Below are 1868 nucleotides of genomic sequence, written 5' to 3'. Positions count from 1 at the left end.
GCGGCGTCCTCACCTGCTTAACTAAATCTCTTTAACTGAAAAATTACAAAAAAATATTTAATTTACAAAAATCATTGATCAACCCACATTTCTATGCTATAATCCGTTTTAAAGAACTCTTCTTTAAGTATGCTGCAAATAAAAGCATACAAAATTACTATCAAACCTACCTCCTGATGCGGAACTGATTGTGGGGGGGGGACTCAGAAAGGATGGTGTTATGACAGATTACGAACTGTCGTCAGTAAAAAAAGTTATTGGAACACATTTTAAGAAAGCTGCTGAACTGAGCTGTTACCTGAGAGAGCATCCGGAACTTCCGGATCAGGAATTTGAATCCAGCAGAAAGATGGTGGAGATCCTGAAGGAAGCCGGGTTCGAGGTTACATACCCCTTCGCCGGATATGAGACGGCATTCCATGCCCTCTTCGACAACGGTGACGGCCCGGAAGTGGCAATTCTGGCGGAATACGATGCACTTCCTGAAATCGGACATGGCTGCGGCCACAATCTTCACGGCTCTCTTTCCGTACTGACAGGTCTGGCGCTTAAAGATCTAAAGGAGTTTTACAGGGGAAAAGTGCATGTGATTGGGACCCCTGCAGAGGAAGAAAACGGCGCTAAGATAGGCATGGCTGCCCAGGGCATCTTTGACAACATGTCTCTGGCCATGATGATGCACAGCTGGTCGGGGGGCAAGTGCCGGGCCGATATGGACGCGCTGAGCCTGCAATGCTATTTTGTAGAATTTTACGGACAGGCGGCTCATGCGGTTGCCGCACCGTGGGAGGGCAAAAGCGCTCTGGCGGCGGCCAGGAAGTTTCTGGATTTGATTGATGCGCGGCGCGAATGCTTCACTCCGGATGTCCATGTAAACAGTATCATTCTGGACGGAGGAAAAGCGCCCAATATCATACCGGACTATGTAAAACTCAGGATGGAATTCAGAACCGCAACGATGAAATCCATGGGAGCAGTGGATGAAATGGTGAAAAAATGTGCGGACGGCGCTGCCATGGCTCTGGATTGTACCGTGAAATTCACCTCTGTTTTTGAATTTGCAGATATGGTACGCAACATGACACTTGAGGAGGAGATCATACGGCAGTTTGAGGCATTCGGCATGCCGACAACGGGGGTTGAAGCTGCCAGCGGTTCCTCTGATGTGGGCAACGTCAGCTACCGGTGCCCTGCCATCCAGCCTCTGTTAGCTGTCACAGATGAGGATTATGCGCTGCACACGGCGGCATTCAGGGATGCAACTGCCCTGCCTCAGGCAGAGGAGGCAATGGAGAAGGGAGCCTGTATCCTGGCGCTGACGGCTCTTAGGACATTTAATGATGAGGCCTTCAGAAACAAGGTGTATGCGGAATTTCAGGAACAGGTAGAAAAAAGAAAGTAAATGGTTTTTTTTTATGAGAGGAGAAAACGTATGAGCAGTGAGTCTGCAGCAAAAACGAAAAAAACAAAAAAAATGAAGATGCCGCACATTTATGTGCTTCTTATTTCGATTACAATTATTTGTGCCGCCGCATCCTGGTTTCTTCCGGCCGGTGAATTTGAACGGGCGCTTAGCGATGCCGGAAGGGAAATGGTGGTTCCCGGTACATATCATGTAATTGAATCCACACCGGTAGGCTTCTTCACCCTTGTCCAGTCTATTTATAACGGCACCGTGGACGCAGCCGGAGTAATCTTCTTCGTATTTATTTCCTATGCATCCATCGGCCTGATCATTGCCAGCGGCGCTTTTAACGGCCTCGTCGCCAGCATGCTCAGGATATTAAAGGGATCTGCACGTGCCATTATTATCCCTGTATTTATCACCCTGATTGGATGCGCCAGCTCAACCATCGGCGTATTTGAGG

General features: G+C 48.5%; 1 protein-coding gene and 1 pseudogene. Both read left to right on the top strand.

Annotated elements, in window-relative coordinates; genetic code table 11:
* The first annotated feature begins 220 nt into the window (after positions 1–220).
* Positions 221–1402, top strand: coding sequence for an amidohydrolase (locus tag CLOSYM_RS05120; protein WP_003499904.1), 1182 nt, complete (start codon positions 221–223; stop codon positions 1400–1402).
* Between the two features lie 30 nt (positions 1403–1432).
* Positions 1433–1868: pseudogene (locus CLOSYM_RS05115) on the top strand (YfcC family protein); the annotation flags it as partial.

This window comes from [Clostridium] symbiosum ATCC 14940 (assembly GCF_000466485.1).
GTDB lineage: Bacteria > Bacillota > Clostridia > Lachnospirales > Lachnospiraceae > Otoolea > Otoolea symbiosa.
This window is presented reverse-complemented; position numbering and strand designations above follow the sequence as displayed.